Raw genomic sequence first — 25,158 nt, 5'->3', positions numbered from 1 at the left:
CGCTCCCGCTCCGTCGGGGCCTGCTTTCAGGCCCGATCAGCGCTTTCTGCATTACCCAAGGAAACCCGATGGCCCGTTCTGCTCTTCTCAATGTCATGGTTCAGGCTGCCCTCAAGGCAGGTAAGTCGCTCAGCCGCGATTTCGGCGAAGTGCAGAACCTGCAGGTTTCGGTGAAGGGACCGGGCGATTTCGTCAGCCAGGCGGATCTGAAGGCGCAGAAGATCATCCGCGACGAGCTGTTGAAGGCACGCCCGACCTACGGTTTCCTCGGCGAGGAAGGTGAAGAGGTCAAGGGCACGGATGGCGCTCATCGCTGGATCGTCGATCCACTCGACGGTACCACCAATTTCCTGCACGGCATTCCGATGTTTGCCGTTTCGATCGCGCTAGAGCGCAACGACGAGATCGTCGCCGGCGTCATCTTCAATCCGGCGACCGACGAACTCTATACGACCGAACGCGGCGGCGGCGCATTCCTCAACGATCGTCGTCTGCGCGTCGCCTCGCGCCGTGTGCTGTCGGACAGCGTCATCGGCTGCGGCGTTCCGCATCTCGGCCGCGGCAATCACGGCAAGTTCCTGGTCGAGCTGCGCCATGTGATGGGCGAAGTCGCGGGCGTGCGCCGTCTCGGCTCTGCATCGCTCGATCTTGCCTATGTTGCTGCCGGCCGCTTCGACGGCTTCTGGGAAACCGGCCTGTCTCCCTGGGATATTGCAGCCGGCATTCTGCTGATCCGCGAAGCCGGCGGTTTCGTCTCGGATTTCCATGGCGGCACGGACATGCTCGGCACCAATTCGATCATCTGCGGCAACGAACATATCCAGAAAGCACTCGCCGAAGTGGTTAAGCGACCGATCCCGACGAAGTAAGCCATTCCTCTGTTCGCTTTTTCAGATGACAAAACAGTCTGTTGCCAACGGACTGTTTTGTGCTTTCCGTCTCTTCAATTCGGCACAATGTTGCTCTAGTCTCCGCCTGCGGAAGATGCGGTGTCGGAGCGTGTGATGGAAAATGTGAATCTGTCGGATCTCGGATCGACCGACAACGTATCGGGAAATTACGCCTACAAGCTTTCCAGCCCGATGGCTTTCTTCTGGACGATGGTTCTTTTCCTGGTCATCGTCGGCTTCATCGTGGCAATCCTTTTCCGCCAGGCGCAGGTCGCCTTTCTGCACAATCCCGGCCTCAATGGCCTGATCGTCGGCGTTCTGGTCGTCGGCATTCTCCTGGTCTTCAACCATGTGCTGATGCTGAGGCCGGAGGTTCGCTGGTTCAATCATTTCCGTGCCGTCGGCAATGCGGACAAGGTCGGCCGCAATCCGCGGCTGCTGGCGCCGATGCGGGCGCTGCTCGGCAACCGCCGGGCGATGCAGCTATCCACCGCGACGCTGCGCTCGATCCTCGATTCGATCGCCACGCGTCTTGACGAATCGCGCGATACCTCGCGCTATCTCATCGGTCTGCTCGTCTTTCTCGGCCTTCTCGGCACTTTCTGGGGTCTGATCGGCACGATCGGCTCTATCAACGACGTCATCCAGGGCCTCGATGCCGGCACCGGCGACACCGGCGATATTCTGAGCGCCTTGAAGACCGGGCTTTCCGGCCCGCTGGTGGGCATGGGTACGGCCTTCTCGTCGTCCCTGCTCGGCCTTTCCGGCTCGCTGATCCTCGGCTTCCTCGACCTGCAGGCCGGCCGTGCGCAGAACCGCTTCTATACCGAACTTGAAAACTGGCTTTCCTCCGTTACCGATGTCGGTTCCGACCTCACGCCTGTCATCGAAAGCGCGGCCGGTGCTTCCTCGGAAGATGTGCGGGCGCTGTCGGACTATCTGCGCAAGATCGCGGAGGAGGGCGGCGGCCAGCGTTCGGTGACCGCCATGGCAAACCTTGCCGAAGGCATTCAGGGCCTGGTCAAGAACATGCGCAACGAGCAGCAAATGTTGCGCGACTGGATCGAGGCGCAGCAGGAAGAGGCGAAATCGATGCGCCGCACGCTCGATCGCCTCGCAGACCGGATCAGCCATACCGAGAAGACCGGGAGCAAGTAGGCCATGGCGCTCGCCCGCAACCGACGCCATCAGAGAAGCGTCGACTACTGGCCCGGCTTCGTCGACGCGCTGTCCACGCTGCTGATGGCGATCATGTTCCTGCTGACGGTATTCGTCGTTGGCCAGTTCATCCTCAGCCGTGAGATTTCGGGGCGCGACGAGGTGCTCAATCGTCTCAACAGCCGCATCAACGATCTGGTACAGCAGCTGGCGCTGGAAAAAGGCGGCAAACAGGATCTGGAGGATGCCGTTGCCAATCTGCAGGCGTCGCTCTCCTCGGCGGAGACTGAGCGGTCGCGGCTGCAGGCCCTGCTCGCAGCAGGCTCCGGCAGCAGCCAGGCTGCAGAGCAGCGGGCCGGATCGCTTTCGCAGGAGCTTGACGAGCAGAAGCAGGTGAGCGCGCGGGCAATGAGCCAGGTCGATCTGCTCAACCAGCAGATTGCCGCCCTGCGCAGCCAGATCGCCGCTATCGAAGCTGCCCTTCAGGCATCGGAAGCCAAGGATCAGTCATCGCAGGTGAAGATTGCCGATCTCGGCCGGCGGCTGAATGTGGCACTGGCACAGCGTGTGCAGGAGCTGAACCGCTATCGTTCCGACTTCTTTGGACGCCTGCGCGAAATCCTTTCCGACCGCGATAACATCCGCATCGTCGGCGACCGCTTCGTGTTCCAATCCGAAGTGCTGTTCCCATCGGGTTCTGCCGATCTCAATCCGGCCGGCCAAACGGAGATGACCAAACTTGCAGCGGCTCTCATCGATCTTTCCAAGGAAATTCCGCCCGAGATCAATTGGGTACTGCGCGTCGATGGCCATACCGACAATGTGCCGCTTTCGGGCAATGGGCGTTATCCGGACAATTGGGCTTTGTCATCCGCGCGCGCCATCGCAGTCGTCAAGTTCCTGATCTCGCAGGGCGTTCCCGCCGACAGGCTGGTCGCGGCGGGCTTCGGCGAGTTCCAGCCGATCGCACCGGGCGATACGCCGGATGCCCGTGCCACCAACCGCCGCATCGAGCTGAAGCTGACGGAGAAATAATCGGTCATCGCTCCGGCGATGCGACACTATCGAGGCGTGCCTGCAGGAATTGCCGCACGGCTTCGCTGTCACTGAGGCCGATTGCGGTGCGATATGCGTGGGAAGCGTTTTCCATATCGCCAGTCTCGGTCAGCAGATGAGCGCGCACGGCCCAATAGGGCTGATAGTTGACGATGTCGCGCCCGGCCATCCGGTTAAGAAGAGCCAAGCCCGCAGCAGGGCCTTCCACTCTGCCCGTCACAGCGGCGTGGCTGACGCGCGCGCCGGTCGTCGGCTTCATGATCACAAGCGCTTCATAGAGCCTGGCAAGAGCGGCCCAGTCGGTCATGCCCGAGCGTCGCCGGTCGGCATGCACGGACTGGATCGCAGCTTGGCACTGGAATGGACCGAAACGCCCGAATGCACCCGCCTGTCGCAACAGCTGGTCGGCCTCAGCGATCATTTCGACATCCCACAGGGCCATGTCCTGCTCGTCGAGAGGGACATACCGCCCATTCGCGTCGCGCCGCGCTTCACGACGGGATTGGCTGTAGAGCATCAGCGACAACAAGCCCGCCGCCTCCGGTTCCTCGGGTAGGGTCGCAAGCAGAGTGCGGCCGAGCCAGATGGCCTCATCCGCTAGGGATCCTTGCTTGCCGCTCTCTCCGTCGACCCCATCCCAGCCGAGGCCATAGGCGGCATAGATTGCCGAGAGCACACTCTCCAATCGGTCTGGCAAGGCGGGTCGGTCCGGAACGATGAAAGGGATGTGTGCATCGCGGATCTTGATTTTTGCCCGCACCAGCCGCTGGCTCATGGCTTGCGGCGAAACGAGGAAGGCCTTGGCTATGGTCGCGGCGTCGACGGCCAGCACGGATTGCAGCATCAGCGGGGTGTGGGCCGAGCGATCCAAAGCCGGATGGGCGCAGACGAAGAGGAGTTTCAGACGCTCATCCGGAAAGGCGGAATTGTCGGCATTCATGCGTTCCTCCGCTTCTTCGAAGGCCATCATGATCCTGTCGCGCGCTCCGGCCCTGACGCTTTCGTGCCTGACCCGGCGAAGGAGGTTACGCTTGGCTGCAACCAGCAGCCAGGCTTCCGGATTGTCGGGGATGCCGCGTTCCGGCCAGGTACTCAGCGCTGCAGCGATCGCATCGGACAAAGCATCCTCGGCCGCCGGCACATCGCGGAAGCGTGCGGCGAGAAAGGCAATCAGCTTGCCATAGGATTGACGCGCCGTTTGCTCGGCGGCGCGTCCGGCATCTAACGCCATGTGATGGCTACATCTGCAGTCGCGGCCGTATCTCGACCGAACCCTGCTGGGAGATCGGGACGCGCAGAGCCCATTCCAGCGCGGCATCGAGATCCGGCACATCGATCAGGTAGAAGCCGCCAAGCTGCTCCTTACCGTCAGGGAAGGGACCGTCCTTTACCTCATGGTCCTCGCCCTGGCGACGGACGACCGTTGCCGTTTCCGGCGCCGTCAATCCCGCGCCCCCCGTCATGATGCCGGCCTGGATAAGGGCCTGCGTATAGGCGACCCAGCCGTTCTTATAGGTCGGATCGGCACGACGCCCAAAATCCTCGGCTGATTCACGAATAATCAAAGCATATTGCATGAGAAAAGTCTCCCATTTGCAGTTTTGACGATGGCCGAACGGCGTAACCTGCAAAGCTGAATGCCGGAATATACAACACCGCTGGCAAAACGGCTTCCTGCCGCTTCGATATGATGAGCCGTGAGCCTGCGTGAATTCGACACTCGCGGAAAGATTTTTTGAAATTTGTGGCCGAAAAATCAAACGGCCGGCATGCCCGAAGGGCAGCCAGCCGTTGATGGCTTTGCAGCGAGTGCGTGACGCGAGAATTATGCGGTGGCGGTGGTCTGGTCGTCGATGACGGCGCCGCCGACGTGGGCCTTGATCGATTCGATGGCATGCAGGGCCGAGGCCTTCGCCTTATAGCCTTCCGAACCGAACATGGTTTCGCCGTTCGAGGCCTTGAAGCGGAAGCGAAACTCGCCAGCCTTGTCCTTGTAGACTTCAAATTTATACATGGTTCTCGTCTCCTAGAATCGCGTCAGCGCGGGATAACGCCGAAAATCTAGCTCAACTTTGAAACTATTTCTACAAGGTTGTATTTGGCACGACTTGCCCGATTATCGCTATTTCGCAATGAGCATATGCTCCTCGATGCCGGCATCGAATTGCAGGCGGGCGAGCTTCGCATAGATCCCGCCGTGGCGAATCAGGCTCTGGTGCGTGCCTTCCTCGACGATACGGCCCTGATCCAGCACCAGAATGCGGTCGGCCTTGAGGACGGTCGCCAGGCGGTGAGCGATGACGAGGGTCGTGCGCGCCTCCATCAAGCCCTCCAGCGCCTTCTGAACGAGCGTCTCGCTTTCGGCATCGAGAGCGGAGGTTGCTTCATCGAGCAGCAGGATCGGCGCATTCTTCAGGATGGCGCGGGCAATGGCGACGCGCTGGCGCTGGCCGCCTGAAAGAGTGACACCGCGCTCGCCGACCTGCGTATCATAGCCTTGTTCAAGGCGTGAAATGAACTCGTCCGCCTGCGCGGCGATCGCGGCGGCGCGCACCTCGTCGCGCGAGGCGCCAGGGCGGCCGAAGGCGACGTTGTCATGAATGGAGGCTGCGAAGATGGTGGTGTCCTGAGGGACAATTGCGATGCGCTCACGCAGGGCATCCGGCAGCACATCGCGCGCATCGACACCATCCAGGGCGACGTGGCCCTTCTGCGGATCGTAAAAGCGCAGCAGCAGCGAAAAGATGGTGCTCTTGCCGGCGCCCGACGCGCCGACGATCGCGACCGTCTCCCCCGGCTTCACGGAGAAGGAGAGCCCATGCAGCGCCGATCTGTTCGGTCGTGACGGGTAGGAGAAGTGGACGTCGGAAAATTCCACGCGACCCTGCGGCGGTTGCGGCAAGGGCAGGGGATTGGCGGGGGCGGCAATGGGAGACACTTCGGCAAGCAACTCGCCCAGGCGATCGGCAGCACCTGCGGCCTGAGAGAGCTCGCCCCAGACTTCCGATAGTGAGCCCAGCGAAGAGCCAGCGATGACGGAATAGAGGAGAAACTGGCCAAGCGTGCCGGCAGACATGGTGCCGGCAAGCACATTCTGCGCCCCGACCCAGAGAACAGCGACGATGCTGCCGAAGACCATGGCAATGGCGAAGCCCGTCAGCAGCGAGCGGGATCTGATCGCCGCGCGCGCCGCCTGATAGGCATCCTCGACGGCGCTGCCATAGCGCCGCGCCGCGGCATCCTCGCCATTATAGGCCTGAATGGTGCGGTTGGCCGCGATGGTCTCGTTGGCATAGGCGGATGCCTGCGCCAGTGTCTCCTGCGCGGCACGCGAGCGCTTGCGCACGGAACGGCCGAAACTGACAAGCGGCAGGACAATGATCGGGATCGCGATCAGCACGATGCTCGAGAGCTTCGGACTGGTGACGATCATCATGATGACGGCCCCGAGACAGAGGATCAGGTTGCGCAGCGCGACGGAAGCTGTTGCACCGACCGCAGACTTGATCTGCGTCGTATCCGCCGTCAGCCGCGAGACGATCTCGCCGGATTGATTGACATCGAAGAAGGAGGGCGACAGCCGCGTCACGTGGTCGAAGACCTCGCGGCGCATATCGGAGACGATGCGCTCGCCGATGGATATGACGAAGTAATAGCGCAGCGCGCTTGCAGCCGCGAGCAACAGGGCCATGATCATGATCGCTACGAAGTAGCTGTCGATCAGACCGCGGTCGGCCTGATCGAAGCCGTGATCGATCATGCGGCGGACGGCGACCGGCAAGGCGAGCGAGGTAACGGCGGCGATGACGAGCGATATGATTGCGCCTGCCACCATGCCCCGATATCGCCTGAGGTATGGCGCCAGTCGTCCGAGAGGACGGATCGAACGGTTTTTCTTTTCCTCAGCCTGGCCAGTCTCTGACAAGTCGTCTCCAATCCCCATATCAGCAAGGGACTCGACGTTTTCGCCCCTTGTTATCGCCGCTGCCTTCATGTATAGGCACGCCATCTTAATTGGAAGCCGTGGCCTTTAACGGACTGCGGCTTCATTTATTCAATCGGTTCGGTTGCCGCAATGCCTTGCGACAAATGGACCCTGGCATGACAGGAAGATTGTTATGAAGGCCAACATCCATCCCGACTACCACACCATCAAGGTGGTCATGACCGACGGCACCGAATATGAAACCCGCTCGACCTGGGGTTCTGAAGGCGCTGTCATGAACCTCGAAATCGACTCCAAGTCCCATCCAGCTTGGACCGGCGGCAACCAGCAGATGATGGACCGTGCCGGCCGCGTTTCGAAGTTCAACAAGCGCTTCGGCGGTCTCGGCATCTAATCGCATTGCGATTTGCCGCTTGAAAAGAGCCCGGCTTGGCCGGGCTTTTTTGCGTTGATACAGAGCCGCGCACCCTCATCGCACACGTCGCAGGTAATCCGCGCGATCGAACGGATTTGCCGCTGCGCGCTCCCGTACACGGTGCGGACCCGATAAGGGCATATGGTGATCGAAGGCGTGCTCCAGGACGCCGGCTCCGCCCGACAATCCCGGCAATTGCCTTTGGATCGTGTGGATCATCGATGATGCCACCGTGCCCTCCAGTCGTGCGATACCATCGTCGATCAGCGATCTTCTCATCGATGCGCCGGATTTCGTGAGCAGGCTGTGCACGCCAGCCAACGCCGTTGCCGGTATCTCGACGTGAAAATGCTCGATGGGCTCGCAGAGGATCGTCTGTGCGGAGGAAAGCGCGGATGCGAGCACCAGCGGCGTCAGCTTGCGGAAATCGACCGCCGTGCTCGCCGGCGAACTTTGCCGTGCCGCCGTCATGGCGACGTGGCAGTCGATGATCTGCCAGCCGAAAAGACCTTCCTTGAGCGTTTCGAACGTAGCTTCCTCGACCGCCCGATAGAAGCTTGCCGGCATCTGGCCGACATCCACCTCGAGGGCAAAGCTGTTTCCGCTGCCTTCCGGCCGTGGCTCGACGCGCAAGCCGATGGTTGCGAGAAACGGATTGGGCTCCTTGAATATGTGCTCGACCGCGCTTCCCGTTCCAGCTAGCCTTTCGACATAGATGACGGTGCTTTCCTCAAAAGTTATATCCAGACCGAATTCGGTCGAGAGGGTTGCCTGGATGACCTCCTTCTGCACTTCGCCATAGAGCGAGACATATATGTCGCCTGTTTCCTCATTGGCGCGCAGGTTGATGAGCGGATCCTGCTCTGCAAGTTGCCCCAGAGCCAGCCAGAGTGCTGCGTTTTCAGACGGGCGCAGGGCGCGAATGCGGGTTTCCAAGGTCGGCGGCGCGAAGTGGCGAAGCGTGCCGGGCGGCCCTTCGATGCCGATCCAATCTCCGATACGGGCATTTGCGAGCCCGCCGACCTTGGCGATCTGCCCCGCGTGAACCTGCGAAACCTTGTCCGCTTTGCCATCGCGGAAAAGCTGAAGACTGCCGATCTTCGCCGAGCCGCGAGGAGTTTCGATGTCATCTCGAAGGTTGATCGTGCCCGATGCCAGATAGAGGTAGGCGAGCTTCTCGCCGCCCCACCCGCGTTCAATCTTGAAGATCGTCCCGGAAACCGGGTCGTCATGGTTCGGCTGCCGGCTCGGCAGCAGGGTTTCGATTGCCGAGATCAAGGCAGAGATCCCGAGACCCCGCGTCGCCGCACCGGCAAATGCCGGATGGATAGAGGACTTCGCTACCTGATCGGCCAAGGCTTGTTCCAGCCTCTGTCGTGTCAGGCGCTCGGGAGCCAGAACATAATCTTCCAGCAAAGCCTCGTCGTTGATTGAAAGTGCTTCACACAGGCGCGAGAAATGCGGATCGCCGCCGAGATCGGCAGCTTCCACGGTGGCGAGCCTGCTGCCGGCAGCATGGACGATCGACATTGCAATGGGGCGGACCGCCAGCTGGGTCGCCATATCCTCAAGCACCTCATCATAGCGTGCGCCGAGGCGGTCGACCTTGTTGACGAAGAATATGAAGGGTATCCCGAGGCGTCGCAATGCTTTGACGAGCACGCGCGTCTGTGGCTGCACGCCCTCGACTGCCGACACGACGACCACGGCCGCATCGAGCAGCTGCAGCACCCGTTCGATCTCGGCAATGAAGTCGGGATGGCCCGGCGTGTCGATGAGGTTCACCATCACATCACCGATGGTAAAGGAAACCACCGCCGCAGCGATGGTGATGCCGCGTTGTCTTTCGAGTTCGAGACTATCGGTCTGCGTGCTGCCGGCGTCGACGCTGCCGAGTTTGTCGATTATGCCGGTGTCAAAAAGGAGCCGTTCCGTAAGGCTAGTCTTGCCCGCGTCTACATGGGCGAGGATGCCCAGATTCAATGTGCGCATGGTTCATCATCTTCTCAGAATTTCGGATTTGATTTTCGTGAGAAGTGAGTCGGCGCATTGGGTCCTCCACGCACATTCGATATTGGCCTGCTCCTCCCTTGATAGAAGCACGCACTCTTTTTTACAGAGGTTTCACGGAATCCGTCAAGTTAGGCCCGGCTTCAACTTCAGGCCTAACTCTGCGCACGGCTTTTCGGAGCGCTGGATGATTGCTCAAAACAAAACCGGCCACGTCAGGCGCGGCCGGTTTGAAATCATTGCGGATTGTCTGAAGCTCAGTTGCCGCCAAATGCGGTCTGCAGCAGGGTTAGCTGTGCCTTGACGCTGTTCTGGTTGTCCGGAACGATAGCAGCTTCCGTCGGGCGGTAGATTTCGCGATCGAGAATGGCAACGCGGTTCTGCAGGCGCAGCGAACGCTCCACGAGATCACGGAAGGATTCCGGCAGGTCATTCCAGCCCGGCGCGTTGCGGTCGACGTTGAAGCCGTCGAGGCGAACCTTGTTCTTTTCGGCCAATACCTGATCGCGCGACATTTCGCCATTGTTGACGGCGCGCTGCAGCAGCAGCCAGGAGGCCATCTGCATCAGACGGGTGGTCAGCCGCATGGATTCGGCGGCATAAAGCACGGAAGCCATGCGCGGCAGAACCTTCGAAGCGGCGCGGCCCTGGCCGTCGAGATAACCGGCGGTTTCTTCGACCAGCGACATGCCTTCAGAATAAAGCGCCCTGAACTGCGCCGACGATGCGGCGTGGCCAGCAAAGCTGATCGTGTTCAACCCAAGTTCCGACATCGAATAAATCCCTGCTTCACGCAACACTTTTGTTCAGGAAAAGCCGGTCAAGTCCCTAAGAGCTTTCGGCATCCGCTTTTATGACTTTAAGATGGTTGTTTTAACTGAAATTCGCAAGGCGATTCTTAAGAAAGGGTTAATCTCCACAGTTTCGGCGAGGTCCGCGATACAGGACAAAAAAGAAGAGCCGCAAAAGCGGCTCTCAAGGTAAAACAGGGAGAAAAATCAGACCAATTCGCCAAGTGGAGGAACTGTCTGAGTCCAGAGCGAATCTGGATGGTCATAGTAATATGTCGTAAAGCTTAATATTGAGTTGACCATGCCTTGATCCTGGACTCCCCCGCACGGATTTCGTGCTATGGCAAGCCACCTTGGAACGGTGCGTCAGAAGCGGAAAAGACTATCCGCCGCCTTTCGGCCGGAGGTCTTGGTGGCGATTTCCTCTTCCAGCCGGGCTATCTCGCCCTGAAGCAATGCGACGCGACTTTTCAGCTCGTCCACCGACAGTAACGACAGGTCACTACCGATCTCGTGGGCGGACGGCTGCTTGGGACGATCATCATCGAATAGGCTCATTTCGGCTCCTCCTTTCCCTTGTCAGGGGATCAGGTGCCGTAATTTACAGTTATATCGTCCTTTTTTGAAGTCTCGCTGCGTGCGAGCGCCATGCTCTCCGGCGTGATCATCTGCGCGTTGGCCGACGGCATGGTCGTGTAGGCGTCACGATCGCCCGCCGGCTTTGCGGCACGCATGCGGCTGCGGAAGATCGAATAGGAGGTAATCAGCACATGGGCGATGGCGGTGACGAAGAACAGCGAGTAGGGGCCGATGGAGGACATGACCGGGCCGCTCAGAGTCGGGCCGATGATCGTGCCGATGCCATAGAGCAGTAGCAGGCCGCCCGACACTTTGACGAAATCCTCCGGCGCGGCGAAGTCGTTGGCATGGGCGACGGCAATCGGATAGAGGGTGTTGGCGACGGCGCCATAGATGACGACCATGCTGATGAGGAAAGCCGGGCTGCCCGGCTTCAACAGGAAGAGCAGCAGGCCGTCGAGGGCTGCGATTGCAGCCATGCCCGCAAGCACGTAGCGGCGGTCGATGCGATCGGACAGGCGGCCGGCCGGCAGCTGCATCACGGCGCCGGCAAAGATGGTCGAGCTCATCATCAGCGCGATATCGCCTTCTGAAAGGCCGGCCTTGGCGCCGAAGACGGCGCCGAGCGTGCCGTATGCGCCATTGGCGATGCCGACGAGCAGGATGCCGATCGAGGCGACGGGCGAGTTGCGGTAGAGCGCCCTCAGGTCGAGGCTGACGGCCTTCAGCGGCTGCGGCGAGGCGGCGGTCGACAGCGTGGTCGGCAGCATGGCGATACAATAGCAGATGCCGCACACCATGAAGAGGATGGGCGTATGGACATCGGCGAAGGGCACCATCATCTGGCCGGCGACGGCGCCGATGAGGGTGATGCCGATATAGAGCGAGAAGATCGCACCACGGCTTTCATTGGTGGCGCGTTCGTTGAGCCAGCTTTCGATGATCATCGAAGTGCCGGCCGTGCAGAAGCCGGTCACGGCACGCAACGCCACCCACCAGATGGGGTCGACGATAATGCCGGTCAAAAGCGCGATAATGGCGATGACGGAGATGAAGCCCGAAAAGGCACGCACATGGCCTATGCGCCGGACCAGTTTCGGCGCCGTCAGGCAGCCGAGGACGAAACCCGTCGCCCAGGTGGTGCCGAGCAGGCCGAGCGTCGTCGTCGCATAGCCTTCGGCCGTGCCGCGCACAGGCAGCAGCAGGCTGTGCAGGCCATTGCCCGTAAACAGGAACAGCGTGCCGAACAGCAGAGCGAGTACCGGCAATATGTTTCTTTTCATGCTCCCCACCTTCATGCCGCTCCATTTAAGGAGCCGAAAGACAGGATCGTGCCCTGCCTGCATTCGCTATTGATTGTGTCCCGGATTGCCGCTATCGGCCTGTAGAAACAGTCTGTTGGCGCGGAAAAATGTCCGTCCTATGACGATTAGAGCATGATCGCGAAAGGCGTGCAGCGGTTTTTGGTCGCGGCTGCACTCACTCTTGCATAAACGGGGAAAAATAGCGTGACAAAAGCCATAGCGATGCTGCTTCTGCTCGCCATGGCGGTGCACATCATCAAGCCTTTGGGGCTACCGGGCTTGAGGCACAGGGCCGATTTCTGGAAGATCGCTATCTTCGCCTTTGCCGTCTGGACGGTGGCGCTCGTTATCAACGAGGTGTTTTAGCGCATTTTAGGCTAAATTCAGGGCTTCAGCGCCGCCACGCGCGGCTGCCTAAAGTTGGATCTCTCCGCGCATGAGGGAGACGCAGCTGCCCGACAGCAAGACTTCGTTTACCGTGCCGGCAGATTTCCTGACATCAACGCCGATAAGGCTGCGTCTTCCCATCTCCACGCCCTGTTCGATGGTGATTTTTATCTCCGCATCCTGTGCCGGCAGCAGGGAAGTCAGATAGGCGCCGATCGCGGCAGAGGCGCTGCCGGTCGCCGGGTCTTCCGTAACGTTGTCGAGCGGGGCAAACATGCGGGCGCGAATAGTCCACGGATTTTCCGCCGAGCGCACATAGAGAAAGAGCGAAAAGCCGGTCTTGTCTTCCTTGTGGCGTGCGGCCGCTTCAGCAAAAACGGCGGCGTTCGGCCATGCCTTGGCGAGCGTTTCGAGGCTATCCAGCTCTGCGAAGGCGAAAGGCAGGCCGACGGACGCGAAAGTCGGCGCATGGGTTGTGTGGCGGATCGATTGCGGATCGATCTGCACGCAAGCGGCAATCAGTTCGTCGGCAATGGTTTCGCCGATCGTAAGCCTGCCCGGTGCGCGGATGCTTGCGCCGGAGACGCCGCCACCGTTGCGCAACAACGTTACCTCGACAAGCCCGGCATCCTCTTCGAAGATCAGCCTGTCGCTTATGGATTTTCCGAAGATCGCTTGCTGCTGGCCGAGGACGAAGGCGGTGCCGACATTGGGATGGCCGGCAAAAGGGATTTCGGCCGTGGGCGTGAAGATGCGGACGTGGGCCGTATGCTCCGGGTTTTCCGCCGGCAGCACGAAGGTCGTTTCCGAATAGCAGAATTCGGCTGCGATCTTCTGCATGGCGCCGCTGTCGAGACCGCGGGCATCGGGAATGACGGCCAGGGGATTGCCGACGAAGCGTTCGGATGTGAAGACGTCGACGGTGACGTAGGCAACGGTGTTCATGACGGCTCCCGGCAGCTTTGGTGGAACTGCCAGGATTTAGCCGCTGCTCGGGCAAGCTTGAAAGCTGGAACTTGTGTCCGTGACAAGTTGGCTAACGGTTCTGGCGAAGGCAGCCTCTTATTCCAACCCCTTCTCCTCAACGGGAGAACGGGTTTTCTGCAGCACGCGTGAAGATCGCTTCAATTGCTCTGGAACTGTTTGAGCACGCTGGACCAGAGCTCGACGAGCTCGGCACTGCCGACATCGCCGGGCTTCGCACGGACCGCAGTGTGTACGAGAACCAGATGTGTCGTCGGGTCGACCAGGATGCGCTGGCCGGCTTTGCCGTCCAGGAAAAACGTTCGGCGCGGACCGGGCATCAGCCAGGTCTGATAGCCGTAGCCCCAGGGGTTCGTTTCGTGATTGACCGCCAGGAACGAACCTTGCTTGACCGGCTCCGTGGCATCCAACAGCCATTGGCGGGGTATGATCTGCCGGCCGTTCAAGGCGCCGTCATGCGCGAGCAGCAGGCCAAAGCGGGCATAATCGCGAAGTGTCGCGCTGAAGCAGCAGTAGCCGACCTCTTGGCCGGTGCTGTCGACCTGCCAGTTCGCGCTGGCTTCCGCACCCATCGGCTGCCAGATGCGGGTCTGGAGATAATCCGCCATGCTCATATGGGTGGCGTGGGTCAGGACCAAGCTCAGCCCTTCGGTGTCAAGATTGCTATAGTGCCACACCGTATCGGGAGGAGCGACCCGCTTGTTGAACCGCGATACGGCCGTAATGGGGTCGAGTTTTTCCGGGCCGAGCAATGAATTGCTGAGATGAACGTTGTCGTCGGGGTTGCCGAAGTTTTCGGTGAAGGCAATGCCGGAAGCCATATGCAGCAATGCGCGGATCGGCGTAACGCCCATCTCTGTGCCTTTCAGTTCCGGCACATAGGTCTCAACCGTATCGTCGATCGAATGGATGGCGCCCTCGGAAATCGCAATTCCGATCATCATGGCGGTCAAGGTTTTCGCCATGGATTGCGAGACAAGCCGGTCGCGGTCGGTGCGGCCATATTGGTAATGTTCGAACAGGATCGTGTCGTTGTGGGCAATCAGCAGGCCAGTGGTGGGATTGGTGGCGAGATATTTCGACAAGGAGCCGGTTTCCGTGCCGAACGTGAACTTGACCGAAATCTCGGACGGCGCGCGTAAGAGGAGTAGCGGATGCTCGGCGGCGGCGATCATATGCGTTGGCGCAAGCTTATCGGCGTGACTGAAATTGCCGATCATGTTCCGTTGTTCGCTCAGCGGCAGGCCGACGGGATAGCCGAGTTTCTCACCGTAAGCCTCTGCATCCGGTCCTGTCGCGGAAAAGATGGGAACGGCCGTCTGCAATTGTTGGGCGCGAGAAGTGTCTATTTGTGCAACTAAGAATACAGAAAGAACAGCAACAAAACTGCGCCAGGCAAGCATATGGCAACCCCTCTATTTGGCCCCTTTATTATAAATGGGACAATCCAGTGCCGTGTTTTCGTAACATCCATTTGACACGGATTGTTTTCCGATATCACGGCAAGCCTATTCTTGTCATTGTGACAGATGTGACTTGCTCTGTTCTGAACGCCGAGCTGGCTATTCCCCGAAAGCAAAAAAGCCTCGGTCGCATCGCGACCGAGGCTTTTCGTTCATTCGAATACTCAAGTGGTTCAGCTTTTCACAGCGTCATCGAACCACTCTATCCCTTTGTTTCCAAGCAATTCCGAGAAAATTGCAGTACCCTTTTCCTGGACTTGCTCCAGCTGACATCAGGCCGCCTGTTCGCGATCCTTCGTCCAGCTACCCTTGGCGGCGAGATAGTTCATCTCGGCGCGATGGGTGAAAGCACGTTGGCCGGCGGCAACGTTTTCCGGCTTGCCGCCCCATGCCTTCAGCGCGCTGTCCTGCAGGGCGCGACCATAGGAGAAGGTCACTTTCCAGGGCAGTTCATAACCGGAGTTGATGGCGGAGAGATGGGCCGTCGCCTCTTCGGTGGACTGGCCGCCGGAGAGGAAGGCGATGCCGGGAACGGCCGACGGAACGGTTTCCTTCAAAACCTTGACGGTGCGCTCGGCGACCTGCTCGACCGAGGCCTTGCGGACCTTCTTGCCGTCGATGACCATGCTCGGCTTGAGGATCATGCCTTCGAGCTTGATGCGGGCTTCTGCGAGTTCCTGGAAGACGATCTGCAGCGTCCAGCGGGTGACTTCCTCGCTGCGATCGAGGCTCTGCGTGCCGGGTTCGCCATCCATCAGCACTTCCGGTTCAACGATCGGGACGATCTTGGCCTGCTGGCAGAGGGCGGCATAACGGGCAAGCGCGTGGGCGTTGGCCTTGATGGCGCCATAGGTCGGCAGCGTATCGGAAACGGCGATCACGCCACGCCACTTGGCGAAGCGGGCGCCGGCGTCATAATATTTCGCCAGACGATCCGCGAGGCCGTCCAGGCCTTCGGTAACGGTTTCGCCGGGGAAGGCGGCGAGCGGCTTGGCGCCGACATCGACCTTGATGCCGGGAATGCTGTCGGCAGCCTTGATGATATCGACGAAGGGGGTGCCGTCGGCGGCCTTCTGGAAGAGGGTTTCCTCATAGAGGATGACGCCGGAGATGTACTTCTTCATTGCGTCGTCGGAGCGGAAGAGCATTTCGCGATAGTCGCGGCGGCTCTCTTCCGTTGATACGAGAGAGATGGCGTCGAAGCGCTTCTTGATCGTGGCGGTGGATTCGTCCGCCGCCAGGAGGCCCTTGCCACCAGCAACCATCTTTACGGCAATGTCTTCAATTCGTTCGCTCATTTTGTTTCTCCAAGGCGATTTCATTCGGCGACAAGAACAATATAGATCGGCGATAACAGAAGTGTAGAAGGAGGGAAATGGGAGGCTAACTAATTGAAACGATTGAAATGATTTCAACCGTTTGAAAGTCTTTCATGTAATCCTAGCACTCATGGAAAAGCCGCGAAAGCTTTAGCTTTCGCGGCCCGCATCGTTCACCGTGATAAGGCTTGTTTATTTGCTGGCCCGCAGAACTGCGACACCCGGCAGAACCTTGCCTTCCATCCATTCGAGGAACGCGCCGCCCGCCGTCGAGACATAGGTGAAGTCGTCGGCAACGCCGGCATGGTTGAGCGCCGAAACCGTGTCGCCGCCGCCGGCGACCGAGGTCAACTTGCCGGACTTGGTGCATTCGGCGGCATATTTGGCAACTGCGACGGTTGCGGCATCGAAAGGCGTGATTTCGAAGGCGCCGAGCGGGCCGTTCCAGACCAGCGTCGTGGCACGGCCGATCCAGTTCTTGACGGCTTCGACGGACTTCGGACCGACATCGAGGACCATGGCATCGGCGGGGATCGCTTCGATCGCGACGATTTCGTTGTCGGCACCGGCCTTGAATTCGCGAGCGACGACGCCGTCCTCAGGCAGCACGATCGCGCAGCCGGCTGTGGCGGCCTCGATCATGATCTGCTTGGCTGTGTCTGCAAGGTCATGTTCGCAGAGCGATTTGCCGACATTGGTGCCTCGGGCGGCGAGGAAGGTGTTGGCCATGCCGCCGCCGATGACGAGCGCATCGACCTTCTTCACCAGGTTCGTCAGAAGGTCGATCTTGGTGGAAACCTTGGCGCCGCCGACGATGGCGACGACCGGGCGGACCGGATTGCCGAGGCCCTTTTCCAGGGCTTCAAGCTCTGCCTGCATCGTGCGGCCCGCATAGGCCGGCAGCAGGTGGGCGAGACCCTCGGTCGAGGAATGGGCGCGATGGGCAGCGGAGAAGGCATCGTTGACGTAGATATCGCCATTGGCGGCAAGTGCCCTGGTGAAGGCCGCGTCGTTCTTTTCCTCTTCCTTGTGGAAGCGGGTGTTTTCCAGCAGCAGGATGTCGCCGTTGTTCATCTTGGCAACGGCGTCGGCAGCCGGAGCATCGATGCAGTCGGAGGCGAAGAGAACGGCGTGATCCAGAACTTCTTCGACGGCCGGTATGATGAGGCCGAGGGAGAGGTCCGGGGAGGGGCCATCCTTCGGCCGGCCGAAATGGGCAAGCAGGATGACCTTGGCACCCTTTTCGGACAATTCGAGAATCGTCGGGGCGACACGTTCGATGCGGGTCGCATCGGTGACCTTGCCATCCTTGACCGGCACGTTGAGGTCGACGCGTACCAGTACGCGCTTGCCGGAGATGTCGGTGAGATCGTCGAGAGTTTTGAAGGCTGCCATGGGAGGATCCAATATTGTTGGTGGCGAAAAGCGCGCCGACCATACTACGGATGATCGCAGACGCAAGGCGTTCAGACGTCGTTTTTGCCCGTCGACGAATCGCTTGAAACAGCTTCATGCGCACGCTCGCGGCGCTTCTGCAGATAGGCGCGGGCGCTCTTCAAAATATCATGGAGATTGATGAAGATCGGCATGATGACGGGCGGTTCCACCGCCTCGAGCGACATGCCGACGGATTGGATATGATCGTTCTCGTCGAGATCCCTGACGATAAGGATGATCTCGCCGAGACGAACGCGATCCGCATAGTCGGCCTTGCCACCGAGACGATGGCGCATGAGCTCCGCTATGGTGAGCCCTTTCTCCTGTTCGCTCAGCAATCCCGGTCCATAGGCAGCGTCGAGATCGGCGGCGGGGCGCAGCGGCGAGATCGAGAAGGCACCGAAGAATTCGGCATCCTCGGGATCGACCGGCGCGCGGCTGGCGAAGATGCGGTCGAGAAGGCGCGAATAATTGGGGGAGACGAAAAGATAGACGATATCGTTTTCGCGCAGGCGGCCGGCATATTGATAGCGCATGGACTTGCCGTCGCGGACGATGAGCGATGGTGTTGCCCAGCGCGGAATGCGTTCGCCGCGCAGGACCGGGCTGTCCTTCACGACACGATAGGAGAGGAGTTCGTGGTTGACCGTGCCCGGCAGGTCGACCTCGACCTTGTCGATCGCCCCCATGCGCGGGGGAATGATGAGACCAAGCCGGCGCGCCATCGGCTTGATGGTCCAGCCCTGGACGAGCAGCGACACCAGCACGACGATGAAGGCAACGTTGAAATAGGTTTGCCCCGCCTGCAGGCCGCCGAGGATCGGCATGATCGCCAGAAGAATGGAGACGGCGCCGCGCAGACCGACCCAGGCGACGAAACCGGTTTCCCGCTGCGTATAGTCGAAGGGCAGCACGCAGAGCCAGACGGCGATCGGCCGAGCAACGAAGATCAGGAACAGTGCCAGCGCGATGGCGGGGATGGCGATCGCCGGAAATTCCGATGGCGTGGCGAGCAGACCGAGTACGAGAAACATGATGATCTGCGCCAGCCAGGTCATGCCGTCCTGGAAACGCTTGATCGAGGCGGATGCGGGCAGCTTGCGATTGCCGGCATAGATGCCTGCGACATAGACGGCCAGGAAGCCGCTGCCGCCGACGGCGCCGGTAAACGAGAAGACGAGGAGTGCCAGCGCCAGCACGAAGATAGGGGTCAGGCCGCGGTCGGTTTCCAAGCGGCCGACGATGAGGACGATCATCATGCCGCCGAGCAGGCCGAGTATGACGCCTAGCCCCATCTGCTGGACGAAGGTGGCGAGCATGGCGAGGTTGATGCCGGCATAGCCTTCGCCGCTTGCGAGCAGCTCGACCAAGGCGAGTGTTAGAAAGATTGCCATCGGATCGTTGGTGCCGGATTCGACTTCCAGCGTCGAGCGTACCTTGTCACGGATATTGATGCCGCCGATGCGCAGCAGGAAGAAGACGGCGGCTGCGTCCGTTGAGGCGACGATGGAGCCGAGCAGCAGCCCCTGAAGCCAGGTGAAGCCAAGCAGCCAGGTGGCGGCAAGGCCGAACAATGCGGCCGTTACGATAACGCCGACGGAGGCGATGGTCAGCGCGGGCGCCGCAGCAAGCTTGAAGGCCTGGATCGGCGTGCCATAGCCGGAATCGAAGAGAATGATGGCTAGCGCCAGAGAGCCGAGAATATAGGCGAGATAATTGTTGGAGAATTCAATGCCGAGCCCGTCCGTGCCGGCGGCAAGGCCGATCATCAGGAAGAGCAGCAGCAGGGGGGCGCCGAAGCGGAAAGCAAGAAGGCTGGAGAAGGCTGCAATGAGTATGAGAACCGTGCTGATCAGCACGATGACGTAAAATGCCTCCACCTTTTCTTCCCCTTTTCCGTGCGCCGCTGGGCCAAAAGCCCGGAATGCGGAAGTCCCTTCGTCATCCCATCATGCAGTCTTGCCGGTCATATTGGCAAATATGGCCTTATTCAGAGGAGAGCTTTTCGACTGAAGCCCACTCTGACGGTTGCGACGGCATGGTGTGATGCGCTTTTGCCAGAACGGCGAAGCGGCTTGGAATGCCCTGGGAGATGTCCTGTCCAAAATTTATTGGTAAATCTGGACCATAGCAGGGCAGGGAGAACAAAGATTGAGGCGTTTTGAAGGGCAATTGCGATTGGGCCAAAAGGCTTGTGCGTGGATCCTCGGGTCAAGCCCGAGGATGACGGTGCTTGAGAATAGGCCAAAGACACATAGCAACTTGGGAGATGCATCTCAAAAAACTATCGTTTGTCCGCGGTGCACCCCGAAAACACGTCATCCTCGGGCTTGACCCGAGGATCCAAGCACAAGCTCATTGCTTGCCGAATGAGCAAGGGTAACGATACCGCAGCTCAAACATCTACACGCCTGAAATAGATCGGATAGTCGACCACCAGCCCATCCTCGTCGACCGGAAGATCGACGGTGAAATCACGGTCTTCGGCCGCATAGCGGTAGAGCTTCTCCGGCACGATGCAGGTATAATGCTGGCCGTCCCGCACCGGTTCGAAGGTGTCGAACGGGATATAGAGCATGGAGAGCTTGGCGGTTCCATCTTGCGGCATCATTTCCAGTCGGCGGATCGGCAGGCTGTTGGTGAAGGGCGAGCCATAGAGATCGATATCGACGCAGCCATCGAATTGCGGCAGGGACTCGCCCTCCTCGGTACGCCAATGTCCCTTGCCGTCCGACAGCAGCGCGAGACGGCGTCCGTCGGTGGTTTCGACCGAGAAGGAAAGAACGGCCCAGCCGGCGGAGCAATCGATTCGATAAGAGACACCATAGGGCGTGCCGCCGCGGGCACCAATGATAATGCCGGCAGCGCGGATGGCCGCGCTGCCGGCATGATCGAGAGGGGTGACCGTCAGGTGCTCCAGCCCATCTCCTTCCAAGGGACGCCAGCGGACTGTCGTCGGAAGGAGCGGGCGGAAGGCCATGATCAGATCGTCTTGGCGAAGGCGACGGCCGTGTCGGACATGCGGCTCGAGAAGCCCCATTCGTTGTCGTACCAGGACAGGACGCGCACGAAGTTGCCTTCCATGACCTTGGTCTGGTCGGTCGCGAAGATCGACGAGTGGCTGTCATGGTTGAAGTCGCGGGAAACCAGCGGCTCGTCGGTGTAGCCGAGGATGCCCTTCAGCTTGCCGTTCGATGCAGCCTTGATGGCTTCGTTGATTTCGCCGACCGACGTTGCCTTCTTGGCCACGAACTTGAAGTCGACGACCGAGACGTTCGGCGTGGGAACGCGGATCGACGTGCCGTCGAGCTTGCCCTTGAGGTGCGGCAGAACGAGACCGACAGCCTTTGCGGCACCCGTCGACGTCGGGATCATGGACAGGGCTGCGGCGCGGGCGCGGTACAGGTCCTTGTGCATGGTGTCCAGCGTCGGCTGGTCGCCGGTGTAGGAGTGGATGGTCGTCATGAAGCCGTGGTCGATGCCGACGGCGTCGTCGAGAACCTTCACGACCGGCACCAGGCAGTTCGTGGTGCAGGATGCGTTGGAGATGACCAGGTGCTCTTTGGTGAGCTGGTCATGGTTGACGCCGAAAACGACGGTCAGGTCAGCACCATCGGCAGGAGCCGAAACGATGACGCGCTTGGCGCCGGCCGTCAGGTGAGCGGCGGCCTTGTCCCGGGCGGTGAAGATGCCCGTGCATTCCATGGCGATATCGACGCCGAGATCACGGTGCGGCAGAGTTGCCGGGTCTTTGATCGCCGTGACCTTGATCGGCTTGCCGCCGCCAACGATGATCGTGTCGCCTTCGACCTTAACTTCGGCGGGGAATTTGCCGTGGATGGAATCGTAACGCAGCAGGTGGGCGTTGGTCTCGACCGGCCCAAGGTCGTTGATGGCAACGATCTCGATATCGGTGCGGCCGGATTCGACGATTGCGCGCAGAACGTTACGGCCGATACGGCCAAAGCCGTTGATAGCAACTTTTACAGTCATTGAATGTCACTCCCGTTCACTCAGGGTGTTTATCTATTGGATTTGAGAGCGCTTGTCAGCGCCCTCAGGAAAGCTTTGCCTCAGCGGCGGCGACAACGGCCTCCGTCGTGATGCCGAAGTGCTTGTAGACGTCCTTGTAAGGAGCGGAAGCGCCGAAGCCCTTCATGCCGATAAATGCGCCTTCCGGTCCGATGAAGGCATCCCAGCCTTCGCGAACGCCGGCTTCGACGGCAACCTTGACCGGCGAGTTGCCGATGACTTCCTTGCGGTAAGCATCCGGCTGCTCGAAGAAGAGTTCGGTGCAGGGAACGGAAACGACGCGCGTGGAGACGCCCTTGCCTTCCAGGACCGCGCGGGCAGCAACGGCGAGTTCAACTTCGGAGCCCGAAGCGAAGATCGTGACCTTGGCGTCGGCATTGCCGGCCAGCGTGTAAGCGCCGAGTTCGCAGAGGTTCTTCTCGCTATATTCCGTACGGGCGGCCTGCAGGTTCTGGCGCGTCAGGGCAAGGCCGGACGGGCGGTTCGTCGTCTTGATGGCGATCTGCCAGCATTCGGCCGTTTCCGTTGCGTCGGCCGGGCGGAAGAGCTGGAAGTTCGGGATGGCGCGCAGGCTGGCGACCTGCTCGACCGGCTGGTGGGTCGGGCCGTCTTCGCCGACGCCGATGGAATCATGCGTCAGGACGTGGATGGCGCGGATGCCCATCAGGGCGGCCAGGCGCAGCGGCGGGCGGCAATAATCCGAGAAGATCAGGAAGCCGCCGCTATAGGGGATCAGGCCGCCGTGCAACGCGATGCCGTTCATGGCAGCAGCCATGCCGTGTTCGCGGATACCCCAGTGCATATAACGGCCGGAGAAATCGGTCGGGGTGATCGACTTCATCTGGCTGGTCTTGGTGTTGTTCGACGGCGTCAGGTCGGCCGAGCCGCCGAGCGTTTCCGGAATGAAGCCGTTGATGACTTCGAGCGCATCTTCCGATGCCTTGCGGGTTGCGACCGTCGGCTTGGTTTCCGCGAGCTTCTTCTTGTAGTCGCTGATGGCGGCGTCGAATCCGGCCGGCAGCTTGTGATCGAAGCGGCGGGTGAACTCGGCCTTCTTGGCAGCGTCGGCTGCGGCAAGGCGGCCTTCCCACGCTTCACGGGTGCCGATGGAGCGCTCGCCGGCAGCGCGCCATTCACCGAGGACGTCGTTCGGGATGACGAAGGGCTCGTAGGGCCAGTTGAGCGCGACGCGGGTCGCGGCAATTTCCTCGGCGCCGAGCGGCGAGCCATGGACCTTGTGCGTACCCTGCTTGTTCGGAGCGCCGAAGCCGATGATCGTCTTGCAGGCGATCAGCGTCGGGCGGTCGGACTTGTGTGCGGCTTCGATGGCCGCGGCGATGGCGGCCTGGTCGTGACCGTCGATTTCGATCGTGTTCCAGTGAACGGCCTTGAAGCGCATGATCTGGTCGGTCGAATCCGACAACGAGACGGCGCCGTCGATGGTGATGGAGTTGTTGTCCCAGAACAGGATCAGCTTGTTGAGCTTGAGGTGGCCGGCCAGCGCGATCGCCTCATGGCTGATGCCTTCCATCAGGCAGCCGTCGCCGCACATGGCGTAGGTGTAGTGATCCTGAAGTTCCGAGCCGAACTCCTCGCGCAGCTTGCGCTCGGCGATCGCCATGCCGACGGCATTGGCAATGCCCTGGCCGAGCGGGCCGGTAGTGGTTTCGATGCCGGTGGCGTGACCGTATTCCGGATGGCCGGCGGTCTTGGAGCCGAGCTGGCGGAAGCGTGTGAGCTCTTCGACCGTCATGTCGGGATAGCCGGTCAGATAGAGGACCGAATAAAGCAGCATCGAGCCGTGGCCAGCCGACAGGACGAAGCGGTCGCGGTCCGGCCAAAGCGGGTTCTTCGGATCAAAGCGCAGATATTTGCTAAAGAGAACGGTGGCAACATCAGCCATCCCCATCGGCAAACCGGGGTGACCGGAATTGGCCTTCTCGACAGCATCCATGGCAAGGAAACGGATCGCATTCGCCATCCGGTCGTGTTGTTCGCGAGAGTTCATGGGGTTTTTCCGCAGTGTTCCGGGTTCGGGGGGATGGCCACACGCTTGGGAGGGAGGGCCATCGGTTGAAAGGCGGGTGAAGGGGAGACGCTCTTCCGAACGCCATTTTCAACGTCGCCTCAGACGGTCGAGACATAGCAGTTAGGGCGAGCAAGTCAATAAATCGAGGGCCCAATACGGGCCTCTCGGGGCAATTTTTTGACATTTGCCCGTTCACTTTTACAAAAGACGACAATCATGCGACAAGGCCTGTGCAGGCGGCAAAGGCGGCATTCATCCACAGAATAGGGGGGCTGCCACATGACAGCCTTTATTGACGTGCTGTTGCCGAGTTGAATATTGTTGCGAAATCAGACAAGTGGCCGGATGTTTTGATTCGGGCCTTGCGCGGAGATGCGAAGGGTATGACACCTTCAGGCAAAACGGTGGACGCGGCGCTCGCCCAATTGCGCCAGGCGCTTTCGACTTTGGAGAGCGCGGTTGACGGACGGTTCGAGCGGGAACGGGCGCAGAGCGATATAGAAGGCGAGGTCCGTAGGGTTCACGCCGATCGATCCCGCCTTGCCCAGGAACTGGACCAGGCCGAGTTCCGCGCGAACCGGCTGGAAGAGGTCAATCGGGAAGTGTCGCGCCGGCTCGTGACGGCGATGGAAACCATAAGAGCCGTGCTGGACCGCTGATCCCTCGGGAGGCAGCCGTCGCAGTGCGGCAGTGATCGGAAAGTCGAATGGCACAAGTAACGGTAACGATCGACGGCAAAGCCTACCGGATGGCCTGCGAAGAGGGGCAGGAAGACCATCTGACGGATCTTGCCAATCGCTTCGATCGTTATGTCCTGCATTTGAAAAGCCAGTTCGGCGAAATCGGCGATCTCAGGCTGACTGTCATGGCCGGGATCATGATCATGGATGAGGTGAGCGAATTGACCCGGCGCGTGTCTGCGCTGGAGGCCGAGCTGGAAACCCTGACCAGCACCCGTGATACGACAGTGGCAGCCAATGCGAGGGCCGAGGAGACGCTGGCGAGCGTCATCGACGAGGTGACGACGCGCATTCACGGCATCACCGAGAAGCTTTTAGAGCGTCCAGGCGTCGAGCAGGCTTGAGTTATTTCTGGGGCTGCCCGTCGCAGCCCTCTGGTAGAATGCTTCAAAGCTCTTTATATAGTTCAGGCGGTCTGCGCTTCCCGACAGGAACCACAATCCCTGGGGCCATACTCGATCCAAAGGGAGCTGTCCCTGACCAGGCCCGTGGGCCTGGACACACGGTGCCCACCTACGTTTGTAGGCACCCAGGATCGTAAACATCCATCGGTCGTTGTGGATCGCTCTTAAATCTTCCTAGCTGGGTGCCAACTCTCTGGCAGATGGCCAAGGAAGG

23 protein-coding genes and 1 other RNA gene are annotated in these 25,158 nt (G+C 60.3%); 8 read left to right on the top strand and 16 right to left on the bottom strand.

All coding sequences use genetic code 11. The features are described 5' to 3' along the window. The first annotated feature begins 68 nt into the window (after window positions 1-68). The 3 genes from AC13QY_RS12610 to AC13QY_RS12600 all read left to right on the top strand — a co-directional run bounded on the left by AC13QY_RS12610 (window position 69) and on the right by AC13QY_RS12600 (window position 3,083). Entirely contained in the window at window positions 69-869 is an 801-nt protein-coding gene (locus tag AC13QY_RS12610; RefSeq protein ID WP_112503102.1) for an inositol monophosphatase family protein, read from the top strand. A gap of 135 nt (window positions 870-1,004) precedes the next feature. Beyond that, the gene (locus AC13QY_RS12605; RefSeq protein WP_113355205.1) at window positions 1,005-2,048 is read left to right on the top strand and encodes a MotA/TolQ/ExbB proton channel family protein; all 1,044 of its coding nucleotides are present in this window, start codon (window positions 1,005-1,007) and stop codon (window positions 2,046-2,048) included. A gap of 3 nt (window positions 2,049-2,051) precedes the next feature. Beyond that, window positions 2,052-3,083 carry a peptidoglycan -binding protein gene (locus AC13QY_RS12600; RefSeq protein WP_113389163.1) on the top strand — a complete coding sequence of 344 codons (1,032 nt, stop codon included), beginning with the start codon at window positions 2,052-2,054 and terminating at the stop codon, window positions 3,081-3,083. Between the two features lie 4 nt (window positions 3,084-3,087). Here the strand turns inward: AC13QY_RS12600 and AC13QY_RS12595 are convergent, their stop codons facing one another. The 4 genes from AC13QY_RS12595 to AC13QY_RS12580 all read right to left on the bottom strand — a co-directional run bounded on the left by AC13QY_RS12595 (window position 3,088) and on the right by AC13QY_RS12580 (window position 7,047). After that, window positions 3,088-4,335, bottom strand: coding sequence for an RNA polymerase sigma factor (locus AC13QY_RS12595; protein ID WP_488493549.1), 1,248 nt, complete (start codon window positions 4,333-4,335; stop codon window positions 3,088-3,090). A 7-nt stretch (window positions 4,336-4,342) separates the two neighbouring features. Next, window positions 4,343-4,681 carry a YciI family protein gene (locus tag AC13QY_RS12590; protein WP_113355243.1) on the bottom strand — a complete coding sequence of 113 codons (339 nt, stop codon included), beginning with the start codon at window positions 4,679-4,681 and terminating at the stop codon, window positions 4,343-4,345. A 248-nt stretch (window positions 4,682-4,929) separates the two neighbouring features. Beyond that, window positions 4,930-5,118, bottom strand: a complete 189-nt coding sequence (locus tag AC13QY_RS12585) for a YegP family protein (protein WP_015341032.1) — start codon at window positions 5,116-5,118, stop codon at window positions 4,930-4,932. A gap of 108 nt (window positions 5,119-5,226) precedes the next feature. Next, window positions 5,227-7,047: an ABC transporter transmembrane domain-containing protein gene (locus AC13QY_RS12580; RefSeq protein WP_488493583.1), complete on the bottom strand. Its 1,821-nt coding sequence runs from the start codon at window positions 7,045-7,047 to the stop codon at window positions 5,227-5,229. A 175-nt stretch (window positions 7,048-7,222) separates the two neighbouring features. Between AC13QY_RS12580 and rpmE the strand changes: the two genes are divergently transcribed. Continuing rightward, on the top strand, window positions 7,223-7,444 hold the full coding sequence (rpmE, locus tag AC13QY_RS12575; RefSeq protein ID WP_034503571.1) for a 50S ribosomal protein L31: 222 nt from the start codon (window positions 7,223-7,225) through the stop codon (window positions 7,442-7,444). Between the two features lie 75 nt (window positions 7,445-7,519). Here the strand turns inward: rpmE and AC13QY_RS12570 are convergent, their stop codons facing one another. The 4 genes from AC13QY_RS12570 to AC13QY_RS12555 form a co-directional block, all read right to left on the bottom strand. Next, window positions 7,520-9,457, bottom strand: a complete 1,938-nt coding sequence (locus AC13QY_RS12570) for an elongation factor G (protein WP_113395244.1) — start codon at window positions 9,455-9,457, stop codon at window positions 7,520-7,522. A gap of 275 nt (window positions 9,458-9,732) precedes the next feature. After that, window positions 9,733-10,248, bottom strand: coding sequence for a protease adaptor protein RcdA (rcdA, locus tag AC13QY_RS12565; RefSeq protein WP_113330375.1), 516 nt, complete (start codon window positions 10,246-10,248; stop codon window positions 9,733-9,735). Between the two features lie 384 nt (window positions 10,249-10,632). Beyond that, window positions 10,633-10,824, bottom strand: a complete 192-nt coding sequence (locus tag AC13QY_RS12560; RefSeq protein ID WP_069611864.1) for a DUF1192 domain-containing protein — start codon at window positions 10,822-10,824, stop codon at window positions 10,633-10,635. Between the two features lie 29 nt (window positions 10,825-10,853). Continuing rightward, window positions 10,854-12,128, bottom strand: coding sequence for an MFS transporter (locus AC13QY_RS12555; protein ID WP_113330374.1), 1,275 nt, complete (start codon window positions 12,126-12,128; stop codon window positions 10,854-10,856). Window positions 12,129-12,353: 225 nt separating this feature from the next. Between AC13QY_RS12555 and AC13QY_RS12550 the strand changes: the two genes are divergently transcribed. Continuing rightward, window positions 12,354-12,515 carry a hypothetical protein gene (locus AC13QY_RS12550; RefSeq protein ID WP_269245044.1) on the top strand — a complete coding sequence of 54 codons (162 nt, stop codon included), beginning with the start codon at window positions 12,354-12,356 and terminating at the stop codon, window positions 12,513-12,515. Between the two features lie 48 nt (window positions 12,516-12,563). On the opposite strand, the gene AC13QY_RS12545 is transcribed toward AC13QY_RS12550, so the two are convergent. The 8 genes from AC13QY_RS12545 to tkt all read right to left on the bottom strand — a co-directional run bounded on the left by AC13QY_RS12545 (window position 12,564) and on the right by tkt (window position 23,779). Then, on the bottom strand, window positions 12,564-13,481 hold the full coding sequence (locus AC13QY_RS12545; RefSeq protein ID WP_113389159.1) for a PhzF family phenazine biosynthesis protein: 918 nt from the start codon (window positions 13,479-13,481) through the stop codon (window positions 12,564-12,566). A gap of 179 nt (window positions 13,482-13,660) precedes the next feature. Continuing rightward, window positions 13,661-14,845, bottom strand: a complete 1,185-nt coding sequence (locus tag AC13QY_RS12540) for a serine hydrolase domain-containing protein (protein ID WP_269245045.1) — start codon at window positions 14,843-14,845, stop codon at window positions 13,661-13,663. 410 nt (window positions 14,846-15,255) lie between these two features. After that, on the bottom strand, window positions 15,256-16,281 hold the full coding sequence (locus tag AC13QY_RS12535) for a class I fructose-bisphosphate aldolase (protein WP_113355191.1): 1,026 nt from the start codon (window positions 16,279-16,281) through the stop codon (window positions 15,256-15,258). Window positions 16,282-16,494: 213 nt separating this feature from the next. Further along, window positions 16,495-17,697 (bottom strand): phosphoglycerate kinase, encoded by a 1,203-nt coding sequence (locus AC13QY_RS12530; protein WP_269245046.1) that lies wholly within the window; start codon window positions 17,695-17,697, stop codon window positions 16,495-16,497. 71 nt (window positions 17,698-17,768) lie between these two features. Continuing rightward, window positions 17,769-19,619 (bottom strand): potassium/proton antiporter, encoded by a 1,851-nt coding sequence (locus AC13QY_RS12525; RefSeq protein ID WP_269245047.1) that lies wholly within the window; start codon window positions 19,617-19,619, stop codon window positions 17,769-17,771. Window positions 19,620-20,134: 515 nt separating this feature from the next. Then, entirely contained in the window at window positions 20,135-20,719 is a 585-nt protein-coding gene (locus AC13QY_RS12520; protein WP_113408242.1) for a putative glycolipid-binding domain-containing protein, read from the bottom strand. 2 nt (window positions 20,720-20,721) lie between these two features. Next, window positions 20,722-21,732 (bottom strand): type I glyceraldehyde-3-phosphate dehydrogenase, encoded by a 1,011-nt coding sequence (gap, locus tag AC13QY_RS12515; protein WP_113355183.1) that lies wholly within the window; start codon window positions 21,730-21,732, stop codon window positions 20,722-20,724. Between the two features lie 64 nt (window positions 21,733-21,796). Beyond that, window positions 21,797-23,779 (bottom strand): transketolase, encoded by a 1,983-nt coding sequence (tkt, locus tag AC13QY_RS12510; RefSeq protein ID WP_113408241.1) that lies wholly within the window; start codon window positions 23,777-23,779, stop codon window positions 21,797-21,799. Between the two features lie 404 nt (window positions 23,780-24,183). Here tkt and AC13QY_RS12505 point away from each other — a divergent pair, with 404 nt between their 5' ends. The 3 genes from AC13QY_RS12505 to ssrS all read left to right on the top strand — a co-directional run bounded on the left by AC13QY_RS12505 (window position 24,184) and on the right by ssrS (window position 25,108). Continuing rightward, window positions 24,184-24,459: a DUF4164 domain-containing protein gene (locus tag AC13QY_RS12505; RefSeq protein ID WP_015341018.1), complete on the top strand. Its 276-nt coding sequence runs from the start codon at window positions 24,184-24,186 to the stop codon at window positions 24,457-24,459. A gap of 47 nt (window positions 24,460-24,506) precedes the next feature. Then, window positions 24,507-24,884, top strand: coding sequence for a cell division protein ZapA (locus tag AC13QY_RS12500; RefSeq protein ID WP_269245048.1), 378 nt, complete (start codon window positions 24,507-24,509; stop codon window positions 24,882-24,884). A gap of 65 nt (window positions 24,885-24,949) precedes the next feature. Beyond that, window positions 24,950-25,108, top strand: a non-coding RNA gene (gene ssrS / locus AC13QY_RS12495) — 6S RNA. Window positions 25,109-25,158: the final 50 nt, after the last annotated feature.

The sequence above is a fragment of the Martinezella sp. CNPSo 3795 genome, assembly GCF_057784475.1.
The sequence above is the reverse complement of the archived record's forward strand: the minus strand, read 5'-3'. Positions and strand labels throughout refer to the sequence as shown.

Excerpts from the sequence above, each read along its gene's own strand:
- AC13QY_RS12610 (WP_112503102.1), top strand. The coding sequence starts at position 69 with ATGGCCCGTTCTGCTCTTCTCAATGTCATGGTTCAGGCTGCCCTCAAG.
- AC13QY_RS12605 (WP_113355205.1), top strand. The coding sequence starts at position 1,005 with ATGGAAAATGTGAATCTGTCGGATCTCGGATCGACCGACAACGTATCG.
- AC13QY_RS12600 (WP_113389163.1), top strand. The coding sequence starts at position 2,052 with ATGGCGCTCGCCCGCAACCGACGCCATCAGAGAAGCGTCGACTACTGG.
- AC13QY_RS12595 (WP_488493549.1), bottom strand. The coding sequence starts at position 4,335 with ATGGCGTTAGATGCCGGACGCGCCGCCGAGCAAACGGCGCGTCAATCC.
- AC13QY_RS12590 (WP_113355243.1), bottom strand. The coding sequence starts at position 4,681 with ATGCAATATGCTTTGATTATTCGTGAATCAGCCGAGGATTTTGGGCGT.
- AC13QY_RS12585 (WP_015341032.1), bottom strand. The coding sequence starts at position 5,118 with ATGTATAAATTTGAAGTCTACAAGGACAAGGCTGGCGAGTTTCGCTTC.
- AC13QY_RS12580 (WP_488493583.1), bottom strand. The coding sequence starts at position 7,047 with ATGGGGATTGGAGACGACTTGTCAGAGACTGGCCAGGCTGAGGAAAAG.
- rpmE (WP_034503571.1), top strand. The coding sequence starts at position 7,223 with ATGAAGGCCAACATCCATCCCGACTACCACACCATCAAGGTGGTCATG.
- AC13QY_RS12570 (WP_113395244.1), bottom strand. The coding sequence starts at position 9,457 with ATGCGCACATTGAATCTGGGCATCCTCGCCCATGTAGACGCGGGCAAG.
- rcdA (WP_113330375.1), bottom strand. The coding sequence starts at position 10,248 with ATGTCGGAACTTGGGTTGAACACGATCAGCTTTGCTGGCCACGCCGCA.
- AC13QY_RS12560 (WP_069611864.1), bottom strand. The coding sequence starts at position 10,824 with ATGAGCCTATTCGATGATGATCGTCCCAAGCAGCCGTCCGCCCACGAG.
- AC13QY_RS12555 (WP_113330374.1), bottom strand. The coding sequence starts at position 12,128 with ATGAAAAGAAACATATTGCCGGTACTCGCTCTGCTGTTCGGCACGCTG.
- AC13QY_RS12545 (WP_113389159.1), bottom strand. The coding sequence starts at position 13,481 with ATGAACACCGTTGCCTACGTCACCGTCGACGTCTTCACATCCGAACGC.
- AC13QY_RS12535 (WP_113355191.1), bottom strand. The coding sequence starts at position 16,281 with ATGAGCGAACGAATTGAAGACATTGCCGTAAAGATGGTTGCTGGTGGC.
- AC13QY_RS12530 (WP_269245046.1), bottom strand. The coding sequence starts at position 17,697 with ATGGCAGCCTTCAAAACTCTCGACGATCTCACCGACATCTCCGGCAAG.
- AC13QY_RS12520 (WP_113408242.1), bottom strand. The coding sequence starts at position 20,719 with ATGGCCTTCCGCCCGCTCCTTCCGACGACAGTCCGCTGGCGTCCCTTG.
- gap (WP_113355183.1), bottom strand. The coding sequence starts at position 21,732 with ATGACTGTAAAAGTTGCTATCAACGGCTTTGGCCGTATCGGCCGTAAC.
- tkt (WP_113408241.1), bottom strand. The coding sequence starts at position 23,779 with ATGAACTCTCGCGAACAACACGACCGGATGGCGAATGCGATCCGTTTC.
- AC13QY_RS12505 (WP_015341018.1), top strand. The coding sequence starts at position 24,184 with ATGACACCTTCAGGCAAAACGGTGGACGCGGCGCTCGCCCAATTGCGC.
- AC13QY_RS12500 (WP_269245048.1), top strand. The coding sequence starts at position 24,507 with ATGGCACAAGTAACGGTAACGATCGACGGCAAAGCCTACCGGATGGCC.